This window comes from Lacticaseibacillus daqingensis, from assembly GCF_003946115.1.
GTDB lineage: Bacteria > Bacillota > Bacilli > Lactobacillales > Lactobacillaceae > Lacticaseibacillus > Lacticaseibacillus daqingensis.
In genome coordinates this window covers 164,875-182,987 of the sequence record NZ_RHOH01000004.1, presented here as the reverse complement: position 1 = coordinate 182,987, position 18,113 = coordinate 164,875, and the positions used below count along the sequence as shown (strand labels likewise).

The 18,113-nt window shown below is 59.0% G+C and carries 19 protein-coding genes; 15 read left to right on the top strand and 4 right to left on the bottom strand.

The genetic code is table 11. The features are described 5' to 3' along the window. The first annotated feature begins 75 nt into the window (after window positions 1-75). On the top strand, window positions 76-1,773 hold the full coding sequence (locus EKM88_RS07060; protein ID WP_125704608.1) for a M3 family oligoendopeptidase: 1,698 nt from the start codon (window positions 76-78) through the stop codon (window positions 1,771-1,773). A 236-nt stretch (window positions 1,774-2,009) separates the two neighbouring features. Here the strand turns inward: EKM88_RS07060 and EKM88_RS07055 are convergent, their stop codons facing one another. Together EKM88_RS07055 and EKM88_RS07050 are read right to left on the bottom strand one after the other, a co-directional pair. After that, entirely contained in the window at window positions 2,010-2,939 is a 930-nt protein-coding gene (locus EKM88_RS07055) for an NADP-dependent oxidoreductase (protein ID WP_125704606.1), read from the bottom strand. Between the two features lie 90 nt (window positions 2,940-3,029). Further along, window positions 3,030-3,644, bottom strand: coding sequence for an alpha/beta hydrolase (locus EKM88_RS07050; protein ID WP_125704604.1), 615 nt, complete (start codon window positions 3,642-3,644; stop codon window positions 3,030-3,032). A gap of 192 nt (window positions 3,645-3,836) precedes the next feature. On the opposite strand from EKM88_RS07050, the gene EKM88_RS07045 reads away from it, so the two are divergent. From EKM88_RS07045 to EKM88_RS13295, 11 genes are all read left to right on the top strand, one after another. Next, the gene (locus EKM88_RS07045; RefSeq protein WP_225418449.1) at window positions 3,837-4,352 is read left to right on the top strand and encodes a YqeG family HAD IIIA-type phosphatase; all 516 of its coding nucleotides are present in this window, start codon (window positions 3,837-3,839) and stop codon (window positions 4,350-4,352) included. Next, window positions 4,345-5,463 (top strand): ribosome biogenesis GTPase YqeH, encoded by a 1,119-nt coding sequence (gene yqeH / locus EKM88_RS07040; protein ID WP_125704600.1) that lies wholly within the window; start codon window positions 4,345-4,347, stop codon window positions 5,461-5,463. Before EKM88_RS07045 ends, yqeH begins: the two co-directional genes overlap by 8 nt. Window positions 5,464-5,482: 19 nt before the next feature. After that, entirely contained in the window at window positions 5,483-5,794 is a 312-nt protein-coding gene (locus tag EKM88_RS07035; RefSeq protein ID WP_125704598.1) for a YhbY family RNA-binding protein, read from the top strand. A gap of 9 nt (window positions 5,795-5,803) precedes the next feature. Then, entirely contained in the window at window positions 5,804-6,454 is a 651-nt protein-coding gene (locus EKM88_RS07030) for a nicotinate-nucleotide adenylyltransferase (protein ID WP_125704596.1), read from the top strand. Further along, a complete protein-coding gene (gene yqeK / locus EKM88_RS07025) occupies window positions 6,441-7,052 on the top strand; it encodes a bis(5'-nucleosyl)-tetraphosphatase (symmetrical) YqeK (protein ID WP_125704594.1) in 612 nt (203 codons plus the stop codon). Before EKM88_RS07030 ends, yqeK begins: the two co-directional genes overlap by 14 nt. A 33-nt stretch (window positions 7,053-7,085) precedes the next feature. Further along, on the top strand, window positions 7,086-7,448 hold the full coding sequence (gene rsfS / locus EKM88_RS07020) for a ribosome silencing factor (RefSeq protein ID WP_125704592.1): 363 nt from the start codon (window positions 7,086-7,088) through the stop codon (window positions 7,446-7,448). Continuing rightward, window positions 7,445-8,218, top strand: coding sequence for a class I SAM-dependent DNA methyltransferase (locus EKM88_RS07015; protein WP_125704591.1), 774 nt, complete (start codon window positions 7,445-7,447; stop codon window positions 8,216-8,218). Before rsfS ends, EKM88_RS07015 begins: the two co-directional genes overlap by 4 nt. Window positions 8,219-8,611: 393 nt before the next feature. Further along, window positions 8,612-9,787, top strand: a complete 1,176-nt coding sequence (locus tag EKM88_RS07010) for a nucleotidyltransferase (RefSeq protein WP_125704589.1) — start codon at window positions 8,612-8,614, stop codon at window positions 9,785-9,787. Continuing rightward, entirely contained in the window at window positions 9,780-10,325 is a 546-nt protein-coding gene (locus EKM88_RS07005) for a YceD family protein (RefSeq protein ID WP_125704587.1), read from the top strand. The genes EKM88_RS07010 and EKM88_RS07005 overlap by 8 nt, the downstream gene beginning before the upstream one ends. 61 nt (window positions 10,326-10,386) lie before the next feature. Further along, window positions 10,387-11,811, top strand: a complete 1,425-nt coding sequence (gene gndA / locus EKM88_RS07000) for an NADP-dependent phosphogluconate dehydrogenase (RefSeq protein WP_125704585.1) — start codon at window positions 10,387-10,389, stop codon at window positions 11,809-11,811. 163 nt (window positions 11,812-11,974) lie between these two features. Beyond that, a complete protein-coding gene (locus tag EKM88_RS13295) occupies window positions 11,975-12,139 on the top strand; it encodes a hypothetical protein (protein ID WP_164512032.1) in 165 nt (54 codons plus the stop codon). Between the two features lie 502 nt (window positions 12,140-12,641). On the opposite strand, the gene EKM88_RS06995 is transcribed toward EKM88_RS13295, so the two are convergent. Further along, window positions 12,642-13,340 carry an Ltp family lipoprotein gene (locus EKM88_RS06995; protein ID WP_125704583.1) on the bottom strand — a complete coding sequence of 233 codons (699 nt, stop codon included), beginning with the start codon at window positions 13,338-13,340 and terminating at the stop codon, window positions 12,642-12,644. 412 nt (window positions 13,341-13,752) lie between these two features. Between EKM88_RS06995 and EKM88_RS06990 the strand changes: the two genes are divergently transcribed. The 3 genes from EKM88_RS06990 to EKM88_RS06980 all read left to right on the top strand — a co-directional run bounded on the left by EKM88_RS06990 (window position 13,753) and on the right by EKM88_RS06980 (window position 17,131). Beyond that, window positions 13,753-14,214, top strand: coding sequence for an NUDIX hydrolase (locus EKM88_RS06990; RefSeq protein WP_125704581.1), 462 nt, complete (start codon window positions 13,753-13,755; stop codon window positions 14,212-14,214). A gap of 308 nt (window positions 14,215-14,522) precedes the next feature. After that, window positions 14,523-16,328 carry a pyruvate oxidase gene (gene spxB / locus EKM88_RS06985; protein ID WP_125704579.1) on the top strand — a complete coding sequence of 602 codons (1,806 nt, stop codon included), beginning with the start codon at window positions 14,523-14,525 and terminating at the stop codon, window positions 16,326-16,328. Between the two features lie 20 nt (window positions 16,329-16,348). After that, window positions 16,349-17,131 (top strand): FAD synthetase family protein, encoded by a 783-nt coding sequence (locus EKM88_RS06980; RefSeq protein ID WP_125704577.1) that lies wholly within the window; start codon window positions 16,349-16,351, stop codon window positions 17,129-17,131. A gap of 48 nt (window positions 17,132-17,179) precedes the next feature. On the opposite strand, the gene EKM88_RS06975 is transcribed toward EKM88_RS06980, so the two are convergent. Continuing rightward, on the bottom strand, window positions 17,180-18,040 hold the full coding sequence (locus EKM88_RS06975; protein WP_225418448.1) for a helix-turn-helix transcriptional regulator: 861 nt from the start codon (window positions 18,038-18,040) through the stop codon (window positions 17,180-17,182). Window positions 18,041-18,113 lie beyond the last annotated feature (73 nt).

Sequence of the window (18,113 nt, the reverse complement as noted above, 5' to 3'; positions counted from 1 at the left end):
ACTGATCCGTGCCTCTTTCTTTTACCCCTCAACTAGCTCATAATGAGTAAACAATGAGATTAGGAGGAAACCAAAATGAACTTTACAGAAGTCCCGTACCAGCGGCCAGACCTGGACGCGGTGATGACGCAGTTGAAGCAAGGCACTGCCGCGATGCAGGCGGCCGCAGACGGTGAGGCCGCGGTCACGGTGGCTAAGCAGATGGTGGCGCTCCTGAACGACACGATGTCGGCCGCGATGATTGCCACGATTCGTCACACGGTGGATACGCGCGATGCATTTTACACGGCGGAGGACGATTTTTGGAATGAGGCCGGGCCACAGCTGGCGGCGGCGGAAGCGAACTACCTGAAGGCGGTGCTGGCGAGCCCATACCGCGATTCGCTGGCGGCGGTGTACCCGAAGCCGTACTTCCTGAAGGCGGCCAACCAGTTGCGGTTGAACCAGCCTTCAGTGATCGCGCTGCAGCAAAAAGCCAACGCGCTCAGCAGTGAGTATCAGGCGCTAATCGCCTCGGCAGAGCTGGATTTTCGCGGTGAAACGTACAACCTTGAGCAGATCGGGCCGTTCCGCGATGACGCCGATCGGGCGACGCGCAAGGAAGCCAATGCCGCGTACTGGGGCTTTTTCGCCGCCCATGAGGCGGACTTTGACCGTATTTACGACGAGATGGTGAAGACGCGCACGGCGATCGCGACGACGCTTGGGTTCAAGGACTATTCGGAACTGAGCTACGTGATGATGAACCGGTTCGACTACGATGAGGCGATGGTCGCCACGTACCGGCATGAGGTACAAACGAAGGTGGTGCCGCTGGTGGCGAAGCAGCGGGCCAAGCAGGCGAAGCGTCTGGGGCTCGATCACCTGGCTTACTACGACCTCGGGGTTCAGTTTGCCAGCGGGAACGCGAAGCCGGAGGGGACGCCGGACGAGTTGGTGGAAGCCGCGCGGAAGATGTACCACGAGATGGCACCCGAGGCCGGGGAATTCTTTGATCACATGGTTAACAGCCACTTGCTGGAGCTGTTAGCCAAGCCGGGCAAGGCGTCTGGCGGGTACGCGGAGTACATTCCAAGCATCCGGTCGCCGTTTATTTTTGCCAACTTCAACGGGACCTCGGATGACGTGGATGTCCTGACGCACGAGGCGGGGCACGCGTTCCAGACGTACTTGGCCAAGTGGATCCAGCCGGGTGACTGCGTGTTCCCGACGTACGAAGCGGCCGAGATTTTTTCGATGAGTATGGAGTTCATCGCGTATCCGTGGATGCACCAGTTCTTCGGTATGCAGACGGCCAAGTACAAGTACGCGCACTTGCAGGCGTCCTTGGAGTTCCTGCCGTACGGGATCTTGGTCGATCATTTCCAGCATGAGGTGTACACGCACCCCGACTGGACGCCGGCGGAGCGCAAGGCGTCCTGGCGGCGGCTGGAGAAGTTGTACAACCCGGACAAGGACTACAGCGAAAACGCGGACCTGGACCGTGGCATCTGGTGGATGCGCCAAGGTCACATCTTCGAGACGCCGTTCTACTATGTCGACTACACCATTGCACAGGTCGTGGCCTATCAGTTCTGGCAGCGATTCAACGTTGAACACGATAAGACGGCCTGGACGGACTACATGGCGATGGCCAAGGCCGGGGGCAGCCAAACGCTGCTGGAGCTGCTGAAGACGGGCCACTTACGCTCGCCGTTTGAACCCGGTGCCTTAGACAGCACGCTGACCGCCATTCAGACGCAACTGGATGCGGTGGATGATTCGCAACTCTAAGCATCAATGAACGCACGGTTGATCCTGCTTGGGATCGACCGTGCGTTTTGGGTTGTGGCGCGATTCGCAGGTCGATTTTTGGCAGCTCTTGGGATTAGCACACTTCAGCGCCTGATGCGACTTTGACTGTCGGATCAGGTTCTCGAATAGACGCGAAAAGTGTATGATCAGAAAACGCAAACCGGGTCCCATCATCAGCGCAACATGCGCTGGTAATGGGACCCGGTTTGTTTGAGTTAATGCCGCAACACGACCAGTTTCCCGGCAGTGTGGTGCGTTTCGAGCAGCTCGTGGCCCTGGATCACCCCGGCCAGGGTGAACGGCAGGGTCTTGGCAACCCGGACGCGAAGCTGGGGTAGGGCGAGCAAGGCGGGGAGTGCGTCCTCAGCTTTGGCTGGCCGGTTCGCGCCTAGCTGAAGGTGCGTGATGGTTGGCTTGCCCGTGGTGTCGACATCGACCCACGCGGTGGTGACGATGACGCCGCCAGGTTTGACGATGGCGACTGCGGCACCGTGGTCGACGCCGCCAGCGACGGCGTTGACCACGGCATCGGCGCGATCGGCGAACAGCCGGCCGGTGTCGGTTTCATCATAAGCCCCGACTTCATCGGCGCCGAGGTCACGCAGGGCGGCCACGTTGCGCGCGCTGGCAGTCGCGATCACGAACAGCCCTTGCGCCTTGGCGAGCTGCACGATCAGGCTCCCGACCCCACCGCTGGCCCCAATGACCGCCAGTGTTTGGCCGGGGGTCAGGTGCAGGAGTTGGTGCATGACGGTGTACGCGGCGATCCCAATGTTGGGCAGCCCGGCTGCGGCGGCCAGCTCAAGTGTGGCCGGGACCTTGGCGATTTTGCCAGTGCTGGCGGTCACGGCCTCACTGTACCCGCCGATCGGCCGGTAGTTGAGGACGCGGTCGTCCACGGCGTAGTCGCTGACGCCTTCGCCAAGCGCGGCGACGCGCCCCACGACGTCGGTGCCCGGGACGATGGGGAACTTGAGCGGGCGACTGTCGGCCTGTTCCCCGCGGCGAAGGCTCGCATCGTAAGGGTTCAAACCAAACCCGAGCACATCGATCAGCACCTGACCGGGTTTGGGCACCGGCGTGGGGGCGTCAATGGCGGTAAAAACGTCGGCGGGGCCAAAGTGATCAAAGCCAAAACGAAGCATACTGAAAACTCCTTTCTATGCTAGAACCAGAGCGAAGTGGCGCGCACTTAGCGGAACGGGTCGCCCCAAGCCAAGCGCAACGAGGTGAGCTCACCGACCTCGTGCCGCGATCCAAGCCTGCGCAGCCTTGAGCTCCGGGCCGTTAAGGTTGTGGCGCTGGTCGTGTTGATGCACATTGACCGTGGCCCCGGCGCGGCGCAGGGTGGCCACGAGGCCGGTGAACGCAGCCGCGCTGATGCGCGGATCGTGTGTCCCAAACGAGGCGAAGACGGCCCGGCCGGCCAGGGGCTGCGGTTGCGGGACCGGAGTGACTAGGGTGCCGTGAAGCAGGACGGCACCCAGCCATGGCACCGGCCGCGTTAGCAGGGTGTGGCTGATGAGGTTGGCCCCGTTGGAGTACCCAACAGCGATCAGGCGCGACAGATCGAGCTGATACTGGGCGCTCAGCGCGGCCACGGTTGCCACGAGCCAGTCGCGTTCGCAAGCGACGCTGGTCAGGTCGGGGCTGCCGTCAGGGTGGTGGGCGAAGAAGCGGCGCTGGCCGTTTTCAACCACGCGGCCGGCCAGCGCCAGCAGAGGACTGCGCGGGGCGAGGAAGCGGCCGATCGGCAGGAGGTCTTTCACGCTGCCACCGGTGCCGTGAAGCAACAGCAGTGGGGGTCGCGTGAGGTCATTGGGGATGAAGCGATACACCGGCGCGGTCATGGGCAAGCCACGAAGCGGCGGCACAAGCAATGGGTGAAGTGAAAATAGGGCAAACGCGGGCGGCTCCTTTCCAATCAGTCTCCTTCTATCGTAACGCGCACAGCGTGGAAAGGCGAATGAAACGCCTGTGCAAAGCCGGTGGGTTTCCGCTATAATAAGTGAGGTATGAACAAAAATGAAGGAGGCACCCGTGTGTCTGTATTTACCCCGACCTGGCTGGTGACAGCCATCTACACGCTGACCCCAACGACACTCAAACGCCACGGCATCCAGGCAGTGCTGTGCGATCTCGACAACACCCTGATCGCCTGGAACAACCCGGACGGCACGCCAGCCTTGAAGGCATGGCTTGAAACGATGCAAAACGCCGGCATTACCGTGATGGTGGTGTCCAACAACAACCACGACCGCGTGGCCCGCGCGCTGCGTCAGCTGGACCTGCCGTTCGTCTCGCGGGCGCTGAAGCCGTTGCCGGTCGGGATCGACCGCGCGGTGCGCCAACTTGATCTGCCCAAAACGGCGGTGGTGATGGTGGGCGATCAGGTGCTGACCGATATTCTGGCGGCGCGCACGGCAGGCGTCCGCTCGATCCTCGTGCGGCCCTTGATCGAATCCGACGCGTGGAACACGCGGATCACCCGCTTTTTCGAACGAATCGTGATGCGGGCAATGAAACCCTTGCATTACCAGGAGGATTTGAATGACTGAACTTGAAACGATGAACGACCTGTACTGCATCGGCTGTGGGGCCAAGCTCCAAACCACGGACCCGACGCACGCCGGCTACTTGCCGGCCAGCACGCTCGCCAAGGCTGACCCGGAAGGCGACCTGTACTGCCAGCGGTGCTTCCGCCTGCGCCACTACAATGAGGTGGCCGACGTTGAGCTGACCGATGACGATTTTTTGCGCCTGCTGAACGCGCTGGGGGAAAGTAACGCGCTGATCGTCAACGTGGTCGATGTGTTCGACTTCAACGGCAGCGTGATCCCCGGCCTGCACCGCTTCGTCGGGGACAACCCGGTGATCCTGGTCGGCAACAAGGCGGATGTGCTGCCGAAGTCGATCAACCGCCGGCGCGTGACCAACTGGCTGACACAGGCGGCGCATGCCCAAGGGCTGCGCCCGATCAAGACCATTTTGACCAGCGCCAAAAAAGGCCAGGCCGTGGATGAGCTGCTGGAAGCGATCGAGGCCGAGCGCGACGGCCGCGACGTCTTCGTGGTCGGTGTGACCAATACGGGCAAGTCGACGCTGATCAACCGCATCATCAAGCAGCTGACCGGCGTGCAGGACCTGATCACGACCTCTCGCTTCCCGGGCACGACGCTCGATCGGATCCAGATCCCGCTGGATGACGGCCAAAACCTGATTGACACGCCGGGGATCATCCACCGCAACCAGATGGCGCACTACATCGACCCGAAGGACCTGAACCTGGTCGCCCCGACCAAGCCGATCCGCCCCACAGTGTTCCAACTCAATCCGGAACAGACCGTGTTCCTGGCGGGCTTGGCGCGCTTTGACTTTTTGCGCGGGAAGAAAACCGGCTTCACGTTCTACTGCGACAACCAGCTGCTGCTGCACCGCACGAAGCTGGCCAACGCCGATGAATTCTACGCCAAGCACAAGGGCGGGCTGTTGAGCCCACCGCGCGAAGGTGCCGACTTCCCGGAACTGGTACGCTTTGAGTTCACCCCGAAGGAAAAATCCGACCTGGTGTTCGCCGGGCTTGGGTGGGTCGTGGTGCCGGCGGGCGTGACCGTTGCCGGCTGGGCCCCGAAAGGCGTGGACGTCTTGTTGCGCCGCGCACTGATCTAACACACAAGGAGACAGATAAATGCTGACAGGCAAACAGAAACGTTACTTACGCAGCCAGGGGATGACGATGAAGCCCCTGATCAACTTGGGCAAAAACGGCCTGAGTCAAACCTTCGTGGCTGGGGTCGCGGATGCGGTCGACAAGCGCGAGCTGGTGAAAATCAGCTTGCTGCCGGCCGCGGAGGACACCCCGCAAACCGTTGGGGCCTTTTTGACCACCGAGATCCCCGGCCTTGAAGTGGCCCAAACCATCGGCCGCACGCTGTTGGTTTACCGTGTCGCCAGCAAGGAAGAGAACCGCCACATCTCGGCGGCGCTCGCCAAGCTGTAGGTTGCCGGCATGAAGACGCAGGCGCGCACGCTGACCCAACCGGTCATCACTGAATCGATCAGTGAGCAGATCCTGGGGCCGCGCAGGAAGCAGGTCGGCTTATTTGGCGGCACGTTCAACCCGGTGCACAACGGCCACCTGATCATGGCCGAGGCGGTCGGAACGGCGCTTGGCCTCAACCAGATCCGCTTTATGCCGGATAACCAGCCGCCGCATGTCGATGCCAAAGAAGCGATCGCCGCCAAGCACCGCGTGGCGATGCTTGAGCTGGCGATCCAAGACAACCCGCGCTTTGGCCTGGAGCTCACGGAGATCCAGCGCGGCGGGGTCAGCTACACTTACGACACGATGGTGGGGCTCAAGCGGCTGCACCCGGACACGGATTACTATTTCATTATCGGGGCGGACATGGTGAACTATTTACCTAAATGGTCTCGCATCGACGACTTGGTGAAGCTCGTCACGTTTGTCGGGGTCAAGCGGCGGGGCTACATGCCGCAAAGCGCGTACCCGATCCTGTGGGTCGATGCCCCGATGATCGATATCAGCTCCACGCAACTGCGTGAGCGGATCCGCACTGGCGCCAGCACCCGCTACTTGATCCCGGACGCCGTGCGCACTTACATTGAAAAGGAAGGCCTATACCTTGACGAACATTGAATACCCCACGAGTCTGACCCACGGCCTGAGCCGAAGCGAGTTGCTCAACCACTTGCAAAACCGGTTGGATGACGCGCGCTATCAGCACTGCCTGCGCGTGGAAGCAACGGCACGCGCGCTGGCCACGCAGCTGGGGGCGGACGTGGACCGCGCCGGGTTAGCCGGGCTGTTGCACGATTACGCCAAGCAGATCCCCGTGACCACGTACCGGGAAACGATCATCCGCAACGGCTTTGACCCGGACCTGCTGAACTACAATCGCGGCGTGTGGCACGGCATTGTGGGCACCTGGTTCATCCAGCAGGAAGTCGGCATCACCGATAAGCTGGTGCTTCAGGCCATTGACCGCCACACCACTGGCGACCCGGCGATGACGGTGCTTGACCAGATCATTTTCGTGGCAGACTTCATCGAGCCTGCCCGCGCCCTGCCCGTTGAGGCCAAGGCGCGAGAAGCGGCCAAGACCAGCATCAACGAGGCCACCCGCATTGAGCTGGAGAACACGCTGACCTATCTGATCGGCCAGCGCCTCGTGGTCTATCCCAAGACCCTGCTGACCTACAACGCGTTCGTCACGACCCGCGCAACCCACGCCTAACCGACCCCTGCAGACAAAAACAAGGAGCAATTCATGCTAAAACCAGAAGAATTATTAGAACTCGCCGTCCGCGCCGCTGATGATAAGCGCGCCGATGACATCGTGGCGCTTGACATGCGCGACGTGAGCCTCCTGGCCGACTACTTCCTGATCATGAACGGGGGGACCGACCGTCAGGTGCAGGCCATCGTTGACGCCATCGAGGAAAAGGTAGAAACCGCCGGCGGCCCGCAGCCGCGCATCGAAGGCAAGAAGGGCAGCCGCTGGATGCTGATGGACTTCGGCGACCTCGTGGTGCACGTGTTCGTGCCGGAAGAACGTGACTTTTACAACCTCGAGAAGCTCTGGCATCAGGCCCCACTGGTCGACGTGTCCGCTTGGTTGACCGAGGCATGATCTATTCAACCTTTGCGCAGGTCTACGACACCCTGATGGACGCCGACCTGTACGCCGACTGGCGCGACTACGTGACCGCGCGCGTGACCCCAGCTGGGCAGCCCCTGCTGGAGCTGGCCGGGGGTTCCGGCAGCCTGGCGCTGTTGCTGGATGAGGCCGGGTTTGCCGTCACCGATTTTGACCTGTCCGGTGACATGCTGGCATTGGCCGAGCAAAAAATTGACGCGCAGGGCCGCGACATTCCGCTGATCCTCGGGGACATGCGCGACCTGACGGACATGCCGACTTACGCGGTCGTGACCTGCTTCGATGATTCCATCTGCTACATGGCGGATCTGGCCACCGTGCAAACCGTGTTTGAGCAGGTGTTCAGCGTGCTGGAACCGGGCGGCGACTTCCTGTTTGACGCCCACTCCCTGTACCAGATGGACACCGTGTTTCCCGGCTACATGTACAACTACCAAACCGAGGACTACGCCTTCATGTGGCACAGCTACGAAGGGGAAGTGCCGCACAGTGTTGAGCACGACCTGACCTTTTTCGTCTACGATGAAAAGCTCGACGCCTACCACCCGCTGATCGAGACCCACCACGAGCGCACCTACGCCGTGAGCGATTACGTCAGCGCCTTGACCGCGGCCGGCTTCACCGACATCGAAGTGACCGCCGACTTCGGCCAGGGTCCCGTGCAAGACGACAGCACCCGGTGGTTCTTTAGGGGCAAGAAACCAGAGCAGAGCAAAGCGCACTTAGCAGATCAGCTAGCCTAGCCGAGGCGCTTGGGGCGCTCTTGGCCCCGAGTGACTTGGCGTCGCTAGATGTATCTGCGTTGCTTTGCGGCGCTCGACGAAGACCGGAAGGAAGTAAGCATGCCCTGCTGCGGAGCGAGGCGAAGCCGAACGGAAGCAAGGCGGGAAGTACGCTACCGAAAAAAAACGGTCAGAAGTTCCCGGGAGACGCTTGCGACCGTACTTAGGCGCGAGTGCTTGGGCGTCGCTAGCTGCTCCCGCGTTGCGCCACGCAGCTCGGCGAAGATCGGAAAGTAGCAGGCAATCCGGAAAGCCTGTCGCCGTGACGGCCCGGGTCAAAAAGCGCGACAAACTATTTTTCGCGCGGCAGTCAGACAGAAGCACGACCGAACGCAACCAGAAAGGAGTGGTCCCATGCGCACAGTAGGCATGATCGCGGAGTTCAACCCGCTTCATGACGGGCACGCTTACGCGCTGGCGCAGGCGCGCGCGCAGGCCGACGCCGATGTGGTGGTGGTCGTGATGGCCGGCAACTTTGTCCAGCGCGGCGAGCCCGCGATCGTTGACAAGTGGGCCCGCGCTCGGGCCGCGCTGGCGGCTGGGGCCGACCTGGTGGTGGAACTGCCGGTCACCGATGCGGTGCAGGCGGCGGGGCCGTTTGCAATCGGTGGCGTGGCGCTGCTGAACGCGCTGGGTGTGGACGCCTTGGCCTTTGGCACCGAGGCGCCGGCACTGGATTACGCGCAGTTGGCGCAAAAACTGGCCAGCATGCCGCCCAGCGATGACCACTTCAACGACTTCACACAGACCTACGCCACGCAGCTGAACCGCTACTATCAGGAAACGGCCGGCGTCAGCCTGACCCAGCCGAACCTGCTGCTGGGCGTCAGCTACGCGCAGGCGGTCGCGGCCAGTGGTGGGCACTTGACGCTGGTACCGTTTGGCCGCCGCGGAGCGGGGCACGATGCGCCTCAGGTGCTGGCCCATACCGAGGCGCCGGCCGCCAGTGGTAGCGCGATCCGCGCCAAATTGGCGGCCGGCGCCTCGGTGGCGGACCTGGTGCCACCAGTCATGGCACACGGCCTGCAAACCGCGCGGCATCAGTCTTGGGATGACTTTTACCCGCAGCTACGTTATCGTCTGCAAACGGCGGATCTTGCGCAGTTGCAGACAATTTACACCATGAGCGAGGGGCTGGAGTACCGGCTGACCCAGCAGGCGGATGCCGCCACGGACTTTGACGCGTTCCTTGCGGCGGTGAAGTCCAAGCGCTACACCTACGCGCGCATGCGGCGGTTGGCGCTGTACACGCTGCTGAACCTGACCGACGTCACGATGGCGGATGCCCACGCGCACCGTTACGTGCAGGTGCTGGGGTTCACCGCGGCGGGGCGCGCGTATCTGCACCAGGTCAAAAAAAGCCTTGCGCTGCCGCTGATCACCAAGGTCAGCCTGCCGATGTTGGCGCCGGGGGGGCTGTTGTACTGGCAGCACCGCGCCGACCGCTTGATCACGAATTTGACACATCAGGCCCAAAACTTTGGGCGGCGTCCGCTTATGCCGGGGGCCAAGGAGGAAACCAATGCTTAAATGGACGACGCAAGACTTGATGAAGCACCGCAGCGAGCCGCTGCACCTCAAGGAGACACTGGATCTGAAGGCGGACTTGATGCAGCGCGACCCGGAGATCCTAGATGTCAGCCCGATCGCGGTGGATGGCTATGTCAGCTTTGACGACGGCGACTTTCTGGTCAGTGCAACGCTTGGTGGCAAGCTTGTGATCCCGTCGACGCGCAGCCTGACGCCGGTGGACTGGCCGCTGGACTTCACGTTCAGCGAGGTGTACGTCAGCCCGACCACCGACAAGGAAAAATACGAGGAAGGGCAGCTGCTGATCGACCTTGACGGCGACGAAATCGACCTGGTGGCCGCCATCGCGGATCACATCCTGCTCAGCATTCCAATGCAGGTTTTGACCCCGCAAGAGGCGCAGGATGGCGACATGCCAACCGGCGATGACTGGGCGGTGATGGGCGAGGAAACGTATGAAGCGCAACGCAAGGCGGAAGGCGGCAACAACGCCTTTGCCAAGCTTAAGGATCTGTTCCCGGACTCGGACAATCAGTAAACTTTTAAATGAGTACGGTTTTTGCTAATATTAGCTGGAACAAGATTACAGGAGGCACACAATGGATAAACCAACAATTGGCGTCATCGGCATGGCCGTCATGGGCAAGAACCTGGCGCTGAACATTGAAAGCCGCGGCAACACCGTGGCCATCTACAACCGCACCGGCAGCAAGACTGAGGCCGTGATGCAGGATCACAGCGAAAAGAAGCTGGTGCCAAGCTACACCATTGAGGACTTCGTGGCTAGCTTGGAAAAGCCGCGGCGCATCATTTTGATGGTCAAGGCGGGTGCTGGGACCGATGCGGTCATCAAGCAGCTGCTGCCGCTGTTGGACAAAGGCGATGTGCTGATCGACGGCGGGAACACCTTCTTTGAAGACACCATGCGGCGCAACGCGGAGCTGGACAAGTCCGGCATCAACTTCATCGGCATGGGCGTCTCCGGCGGCGAGCTGGGCGCACTGCAGGGCCCATCGCTGATGCCAGGCGGCCAAAAGGAAGCGTACGACCTCGTGGCGCCGATCCTCAACCAGATCGCGGCCAAGGCCGATGAAGACGGCGAACCGTGTGTCACCTACATCGGACCAAACGGGGCCGGTCACTACGTCAAGATGGTGCACAACGGCATCGAATACGGCGACATGGAGTTGATCGCGGAGTCCTACAACGTGATGCGCAACATGCTCAACATGTCCGTCGACGAAATCGCGGCCGTGTTCCAGACCTGGAGCGAAGGGGAGCTGTCCTCGTATCTGATCGACATCACCGCCGAGATTTTGACCCGTAAGGATGACCTCGACTCCGGCCTGCCGATCGTTGACGTGATCCTCGATGCTGCCGGTAACAAAGGCACCGGGAAGTGGAGCTCTCAGTCCGCACTTGAACTCGGGGTGCCGCAGAGTGTCATCACCGAGTCCGTGTACGCCCGCTACATCTCCGCGATGAAGGACGAACGCGTGGCCGCCAGCAAGGTGCTGCCAAAGCCGGTGGGCGCCGTGGCGTTTGACAACAAGGAAGAAGCGATTGAGCTGATTCGCAAGGCCCTGTACTTCTCCAAGCTGATGAGCTATGCCCAGGGCTTCGAGCAGATGCGTGTGGCGTCCGATCACTACGACTGGAACCTGCAATACGGCGAATTGGCCAAGATCTGGCGCGCCGGTTGCATTATCCGTGCCAAGTTCCTTCAGAACATCACGGATGCCTACACCAAGGATCCCGACCTGAAGAACTTGCTCTTGGACGACTACTTCAAGGACATCGCCAAGAACTATCAGGAAAGCGTTCGCGACCTCGTCGGTTTTGCCGTCAAGGCCGGGGTGCCGGTGCCGGGCTTCTCCGCCGCCATCAGCTACTACGATTCCTACCGTTCCGCCGTGCTGCCGGCCAACCTGACCCAGGCTCAGCGCGACTACTTCGGCGCCCACACGTATCAGCGGACTGACCGTGAGGGGATTTATCACTACACGTGGTACGAAGAAGCTTAAGGCTTGAGGACACTTTAAAGGTCTCCAAAACGTTCGCGAATTGTGAACGTTCTGGAGACCTTTTAGCAAAATACAGAAATCAGAGCAACCAACAGGGGCTTTAATCGGTGCGATTGATCAAGTAAAATAGTTCGGGATAATAAACGCTCAAGGAGGCAAGACAATGACATTTGAAGTGATGATTTCTGATGAAGCTAAAAAAGAGATTAGTCAAAGCGCTGATCTTGCCCGGCAGGACTTGACGGCGCAGGCGGTTAGCCAATCACTCGCAACCGTACTTAATGACAAGCAAGTTTATGAGGCCGTCGCCAAACTGGCAAAAGAGTAATTTGGTGACCGACGGGGGATTGATTGTTCATGATGAGGAGACAGGTCATTCTCCTCGGACATACGAGGAAGCCATCATCGACACAGTTTTCACAGTCGTTCGCGTTGGTAGTCAAACGTTTAGCGTGATCATATAACAGCTACAAGGCACGCGAGAGTCGATTTTTGAGCTATTAAAGTGTGCTTTCTAACGAGGGCCTCTACGCCTCTGAGCGTCAAACTTAGCTCTCAGAGGGCATAGAAAAGCTGGTTGCGGTGTAAATAAATCGACGAAATTTCTATGCCTGCAGGTGATTCTGGCCTTCTTGAATCTAGTACCCCCAAAAAGCACACCTTCACAACGGAAGATGTGCTTTTTTAATGATTGACTTCAGCTCCGGCTTGTTAGGTGTAAGCATAAGATAGAAAGTTGGATGCACCGGTAAGCTGGTGTACTGTCCTCGAAAATAATTGTACGTACGCGTGGTCTTTTGAGCGATGGCTCTCAAAACGAGACTAGAAGACTATTTGTTAAGGTTATCAATCGCGTATTGTGCCTCTTCTGCCGTGAATTGCTCGCCATAAGAAGATGTTAGTTGGTCTTTGATCCCGTCAGGCGACATCTGCATTTGACTCTGGTAATCCTTTGCCTTTTTCAAAGCAGCCTGATTATAATCAACCTTCAGATTATCAACCGCGTATTGCGCTTCAGCGGCTGTGAATTTTTCGCCTTGAGCCGCAGTGAGTTGTTTGTAAAGGCCAGCTTTGGAAATGTTTTGCTGATCAAAATAGTCTTTGGCCTTCTTCAAGGCATTCGCGTTGTAGTCTGCCTTGAGGTTATCCACGGCGTACTGCGCGGCCTCAGCAGAGAACTGGTCGCCCATCTCGGCGGTGAGCTGATCATAGATGCCTTGCTTCGACATGTGCATCACGCTTGAATAGGACTTTGCGCGCACGAGCGCACTCAAGAACTCAGCGGATACCTTGGGTTGAGATGATTCTGTTACTTCCTTCTTGGAAGAACTAGTGACAGCCTCTGAACTGCTTGATTTCTTTGTTGCCTGTGACGTCTTCTCGCTCTCCTTAGATGCTGACTTGTCATCATCTCCGCGACCGCCGAGTGCGCCTGACGCCCCGATTAAGATGAAAACGACTAAAACCCAGAACCAAATGCGCTTGTAAATTGGTTTTTTAGGTTTTTGATCATGAACGCGCTTTGCCATATTATTTCCTCCAAAGTATGTTTCAGCTTTTACCGTCATCAGTATTTGGACGCTTTTCCATCGCGAATTAAAAGCAACATGCTTTTTGCTCAGTCTTGTTAATGGTAATAAGAAGATCATAATGTAACGACAATAATGAAGCGATACCAGTAAAACTATATCACAATGATGCAAAGTTGATACAGGGAAAATATTGTGTCAGGATTTGTTAATGCCATGCATGGATAAATTACGCCTATAGGTAGAAACAATATGTCTTAAATCGACAATCTAGATAATGAAGGCTGATTCTAATGCAGTGCGATTGATTAAACGATTCGGAATGAAAGTTTTCCTAGATTGACTCACGAACAAAGAAGACTTGGCGAATGCAGCATTCTTAACTAAGATTAAGCCAAGGGAGGTGTTTCTGATGACTTATGTCTCCGATCTCCGCGCCGACATCGGCCACCGTCCCCTCATCCTGTGTGGGAGCTGTGGCGTCATTTTGAACCCACGCGGTGAGGTGTTACTTCAGCAACGCAATGAGCTGGCCAAGCGGTGGGGACTGGTTGGTGGCCTGATGGAGCTGGGGGAGACCCCGGCGCAGGTGCTGGTGCGCGAAGCCTGGGAGGAAACGGGCCTGCAACTGGATCCGGCCACGTTCACGCTGCTGGGGGTGTACGGCGGCGATCAGCTGCGAACGGCCCCGAATGGCGACCTGTTTTACAGTGTGAGTGTAGCGTATGTAGTGCCCAGCGTGACGGGCACGCCGATCATCGCGGACGCAGAGACGTTGGCGCTACGATGGGTGGCCCTGGATCGACTGCCTGAGCCGATGGTGCCGCGCTACCGGCAGGTGTTGGCGGACTTTGTCGCTCGTGGTGTTGGTTGAATCTATCTTTTGCGTGTTCACGTGCGCGTGTCGAGCTGTGTCAGTTGACACGGCTTTTTAGTTGGCGTAATAAAAAGGCGTGAGGGTGGGCGCTTAGCAGCACTGTTTCGTGTAACCGTTCACAAAATGATACAGTTTTGTCAGTTTTGTGGCACAAACAGGATAGAATCAGATATGGTGAATAGTCGCATAAGGGCATAGACTAGCACTTGTAAAGCGGTTCCAGCGAACTCGGTGGTAGCGCTCGCACAAACTCAACCATAGTATCAGTTTGGCTGATAAGGTGAAACACACACAGGAGGCTCATTATGGCACAGACAATTAGCGGCTCAGATGCAGTCCTCAAGGTCATCGAATCTTGGGGCGTTGATCACATCTACGGTTATCCTGGTGGTTCTTTTGACTCCACGATGAACGCTTTGTACAACCAAAAAGATCAGATCAAATTCATCCAGGTGCGGCATGAAGAAGCAGGGGCCTTGGCCGCTGCGGCTGACGCGAAGTTCTCAGGAAAAATCGGGGTCTGCTTCGGTTCCGCCGGCCCGGGCGCGGTTCACTTGATGAACGGCCTGTACGACGCGAAGATCGATCGCGTGCCAGTTCTGGCGATCGTGGCGCAGGTCCCATCCAAGAACATGAACATCGACTTCTTCCAGGCGATGAACGAAGAGCCGATCTTCAATGACGTGGCCGTCTTCAACCGCACCGTGATGACGGCGCAAAGCCTGCCAAAGGTGATCGACGAAGCCATCCAGGAAGCCTACGAAAAGAAGGGTCCTGCGGTTGTCACCATCCCGAAGGACTTCGGCTGGGCACAGATCAAGGATAACTATGTCTCTAACGCGAACACCCAGATCGAACCTTACGCGATCAAGCCAGACCCGGTTCGCATCGACGAAGCCGTGAAGCTGATCGCCGCGGCCAAGGGCCCGATCATCTACTTCGGCCTCGGAGCCAAGCACGCGCGCAAGCAATTGATCAAGGTCTCCGAAAAGTTCAAGATGCCGATGATCTCTTCCGTTTTGGCGAAGGGTATTCTGGATGAAGACTACCCGGCTTACCTGGGGTCCACCGGCCGTGTGGCACCAAAGCCTGGCGTTGAGCTGGCGATGGCAACGGACCTGATCCTCTGGGTCGGTAACGACGTCCCATTCGCTAGCCTGCTCTTCAACCCATCCGCCAAGGTCATCCAGATCGATATCGAAGGCACGAAGCTGGGCAAGCGGCGCCACAACGACGTGGCTATCCTCGCCGACAGCAAGGAAGCCCTGAAGGCCATCTACAAGGCCGGCAAGGAACGCGAGGCGACCCCGCTGTACACCGCGTCTATCGAAAACAAGAAGAACTGGGTCAAGTGGCAGGATAGCTTCAAGGACTCCACGGAATCTCCAGTGCGCCCAGAACCGATCTTCGACGTGCTGAACAAGACCGCTTCAGACAAGGCCGTTTGGGCCGTTGATGTCGGCAACGTGAACATCAACTTCGAGCGCCTGATCGACATCAAGCACACGCAAAAGTGGAGCACTTCTGGGAAGTACGCGACGATGGGTTACGGCCTGCCAGCCGCAATTTCCGCGAAGGTGCTCTACCCAGACCGCGACGTTTACAGCCTGAGCGGTGATGGCGCGTACGCGATGCTTTGCGAAGAGATTTTGACGCAAGTGAAGTACGGCTTGCACATCATCAACGTGGTCTTCTCCAACGCCACGCTGGGTTTCATTGAAGCTGAGCAGCGCGACGATTCCCACCAGCCACTGTCCGGGGTCGACATTCCGGACACCGACTGGGCGAAGATCGGCGAAGGCATGGGTGCCAAGGCGTACACGGTGCGCAATAAGGCAGAATTTCAGGCCGCCATCGACGACGCCAAGAACACGGCATTGCCTGTGGTCATCGACGTTAAGCTGACCCACAAGATGCCATTCACCACGCAGCACATGTTCCTCGACCCGGCGTACCAGGATCAAAAGCAGATCGATGAATTCGTGGCCAAGTACGACGCTCAGGCGCTTCGGCCGCTCCGCGCTTTCCTGAAGGAAGCCAAGGATGCGCAGATCGAAACCGCGCGGGTGGCTGCCACTAAGAACAAGAAAAGCAGCAAGAAAAACAAGTAACCTAAAGGAGGCCGCCACGCATGGAAGTGATCACGCTCGATCCCGACAGCATTCAAACGCTGACCCCAAGCGCACCGTGCGTGCTCGCGCTCGGCTTCTTCGACGGCGTACACATGGGCCATCAACGGGTGATCCAGACCGCCCGGACGATCGCCCAAAAGGCGCACCTGCCGCTGTCGGTGATGACCTTCGACCAGCACGCGTCAGCCGTGTTTCCCAGTCATCACCAGACCTTTCGCTACCTGACCACGATCGGCCAAAAAGCCGACTTGATGGCGGCCCTGGGCGTCGATCGCCTGTACGTCGTGCGCTTCACACGCTCCTTCGCAAGCTTAAGCCCACAGACGTTCGTCGATGACTTTCTGGTGCGCCTCGGCGCCAAGCACGTGGTCGCAGGGTTTGATTACACGTTCGGCAGGGGTGGGACGACCTCTGTTGACACGTTGCCAGCGCTAGCCGCCGGCCGCTTCACAACGACCGTGGTGGCCGAGCTGGACGCCGGCAAGCAAAAGGTCTCTTCCACGCGCATTCGCCATCTGATCGCCACCGGTCAATTGCGCACCGCCGAACAGTTGCTGGGTCACCCGTATCAGGTGGCGCTAGCGGCGTCAGGCGATGCCATGGTGCCCTTCATCGCGCAGCAGTTACCTCCTAATGGCTGCTACCAGGTGAGGCTGGCAGACGGGACGATGACCACGGCGGTCGTGATAGCGCCGCGTGTGCTGGGCTTGCCGATGGGCCCGCATGCCGTCGAGTTGCGGTTCATCCATGCGCTGACGGCAACCAGCGCCGCCATGGCCTGACGCGCAAAACGCCCACCGCAGGATGCGGTGGGCGTTTGCCGGCAAGGGTCAGTGCAACGGCTGGGCTTGAACCGCCCGCCGGAACTCGGAGGGCGTCTGCCCGGTGTATGCCTTGAAGTGATGATCGAAGTTGGCGGGGTTCTTGTAGCCCAGCGCAAAGGCGATATCGTTGACGCTTTGCGGCGTCAGCTCCAGCAGCTTCTTGGCCTGGTTCATCCGGATGAAGCGCACCTCTTCGGAGAAGGGTTTTTGAAACAGCTGGTGGCACAGGCGTGAGAAGTAATTGGGCTCGTAGCCAAAATGGGCGGCCGCCCCTTGCAGGGTGACCGTGGCGATGTTGGTCATGATATAGTTAAGGATGACGCCTGCTTGGCGGGCCTTCGGGGTCCGGCGCAAGTCGGTTTCCGGAAAATCAGATTCGATGATCATCATCGCGTTGAGGTCCGAGCGGGACAGCTCTGTCAGCAACAGGTGGGCGAGCATCCCTTGCTCATAGCTCAACAGCGCGTCCTGTGGCGCTGCTTCGGCCAAGCGCGCCAGCTGATCGCAGTAGCCATTCGTCAGCCGGTGATCGATGCGGCGAAACACGATGTGTGCATCGTCCATCGTGGTCAGCATGGAGCTGATCAACTCGTTGGGGCCAAAGCCCGAGTCGGTGGCGATGGGTAACTGGAATAAGCGCGCATCCAGCGCCTGGCCCGCGGTCAGCGGCGCTAAGGTCACGGCGGTTGACGCGCGGATCAACGCGATATCGCCAACCTTCAGCGTGACCGGCCGCCCCGGCAGCTGCATGAGGCAGTCGGCGCGATTTTGTAAAATGGCGAACGGGACCCGCGATGCGGTGCCTGCCGCCAGCATTGGGACGAGGTCTAATGTGACCGGTTGGGTCCCTGAATTTGTCTGTAACACGGTGCCCACCTCCTCAGTCCAGCATAGCGGACTTGGGAAGGCCGCGCAACCGCTTTGAATGAACACTCAGAGG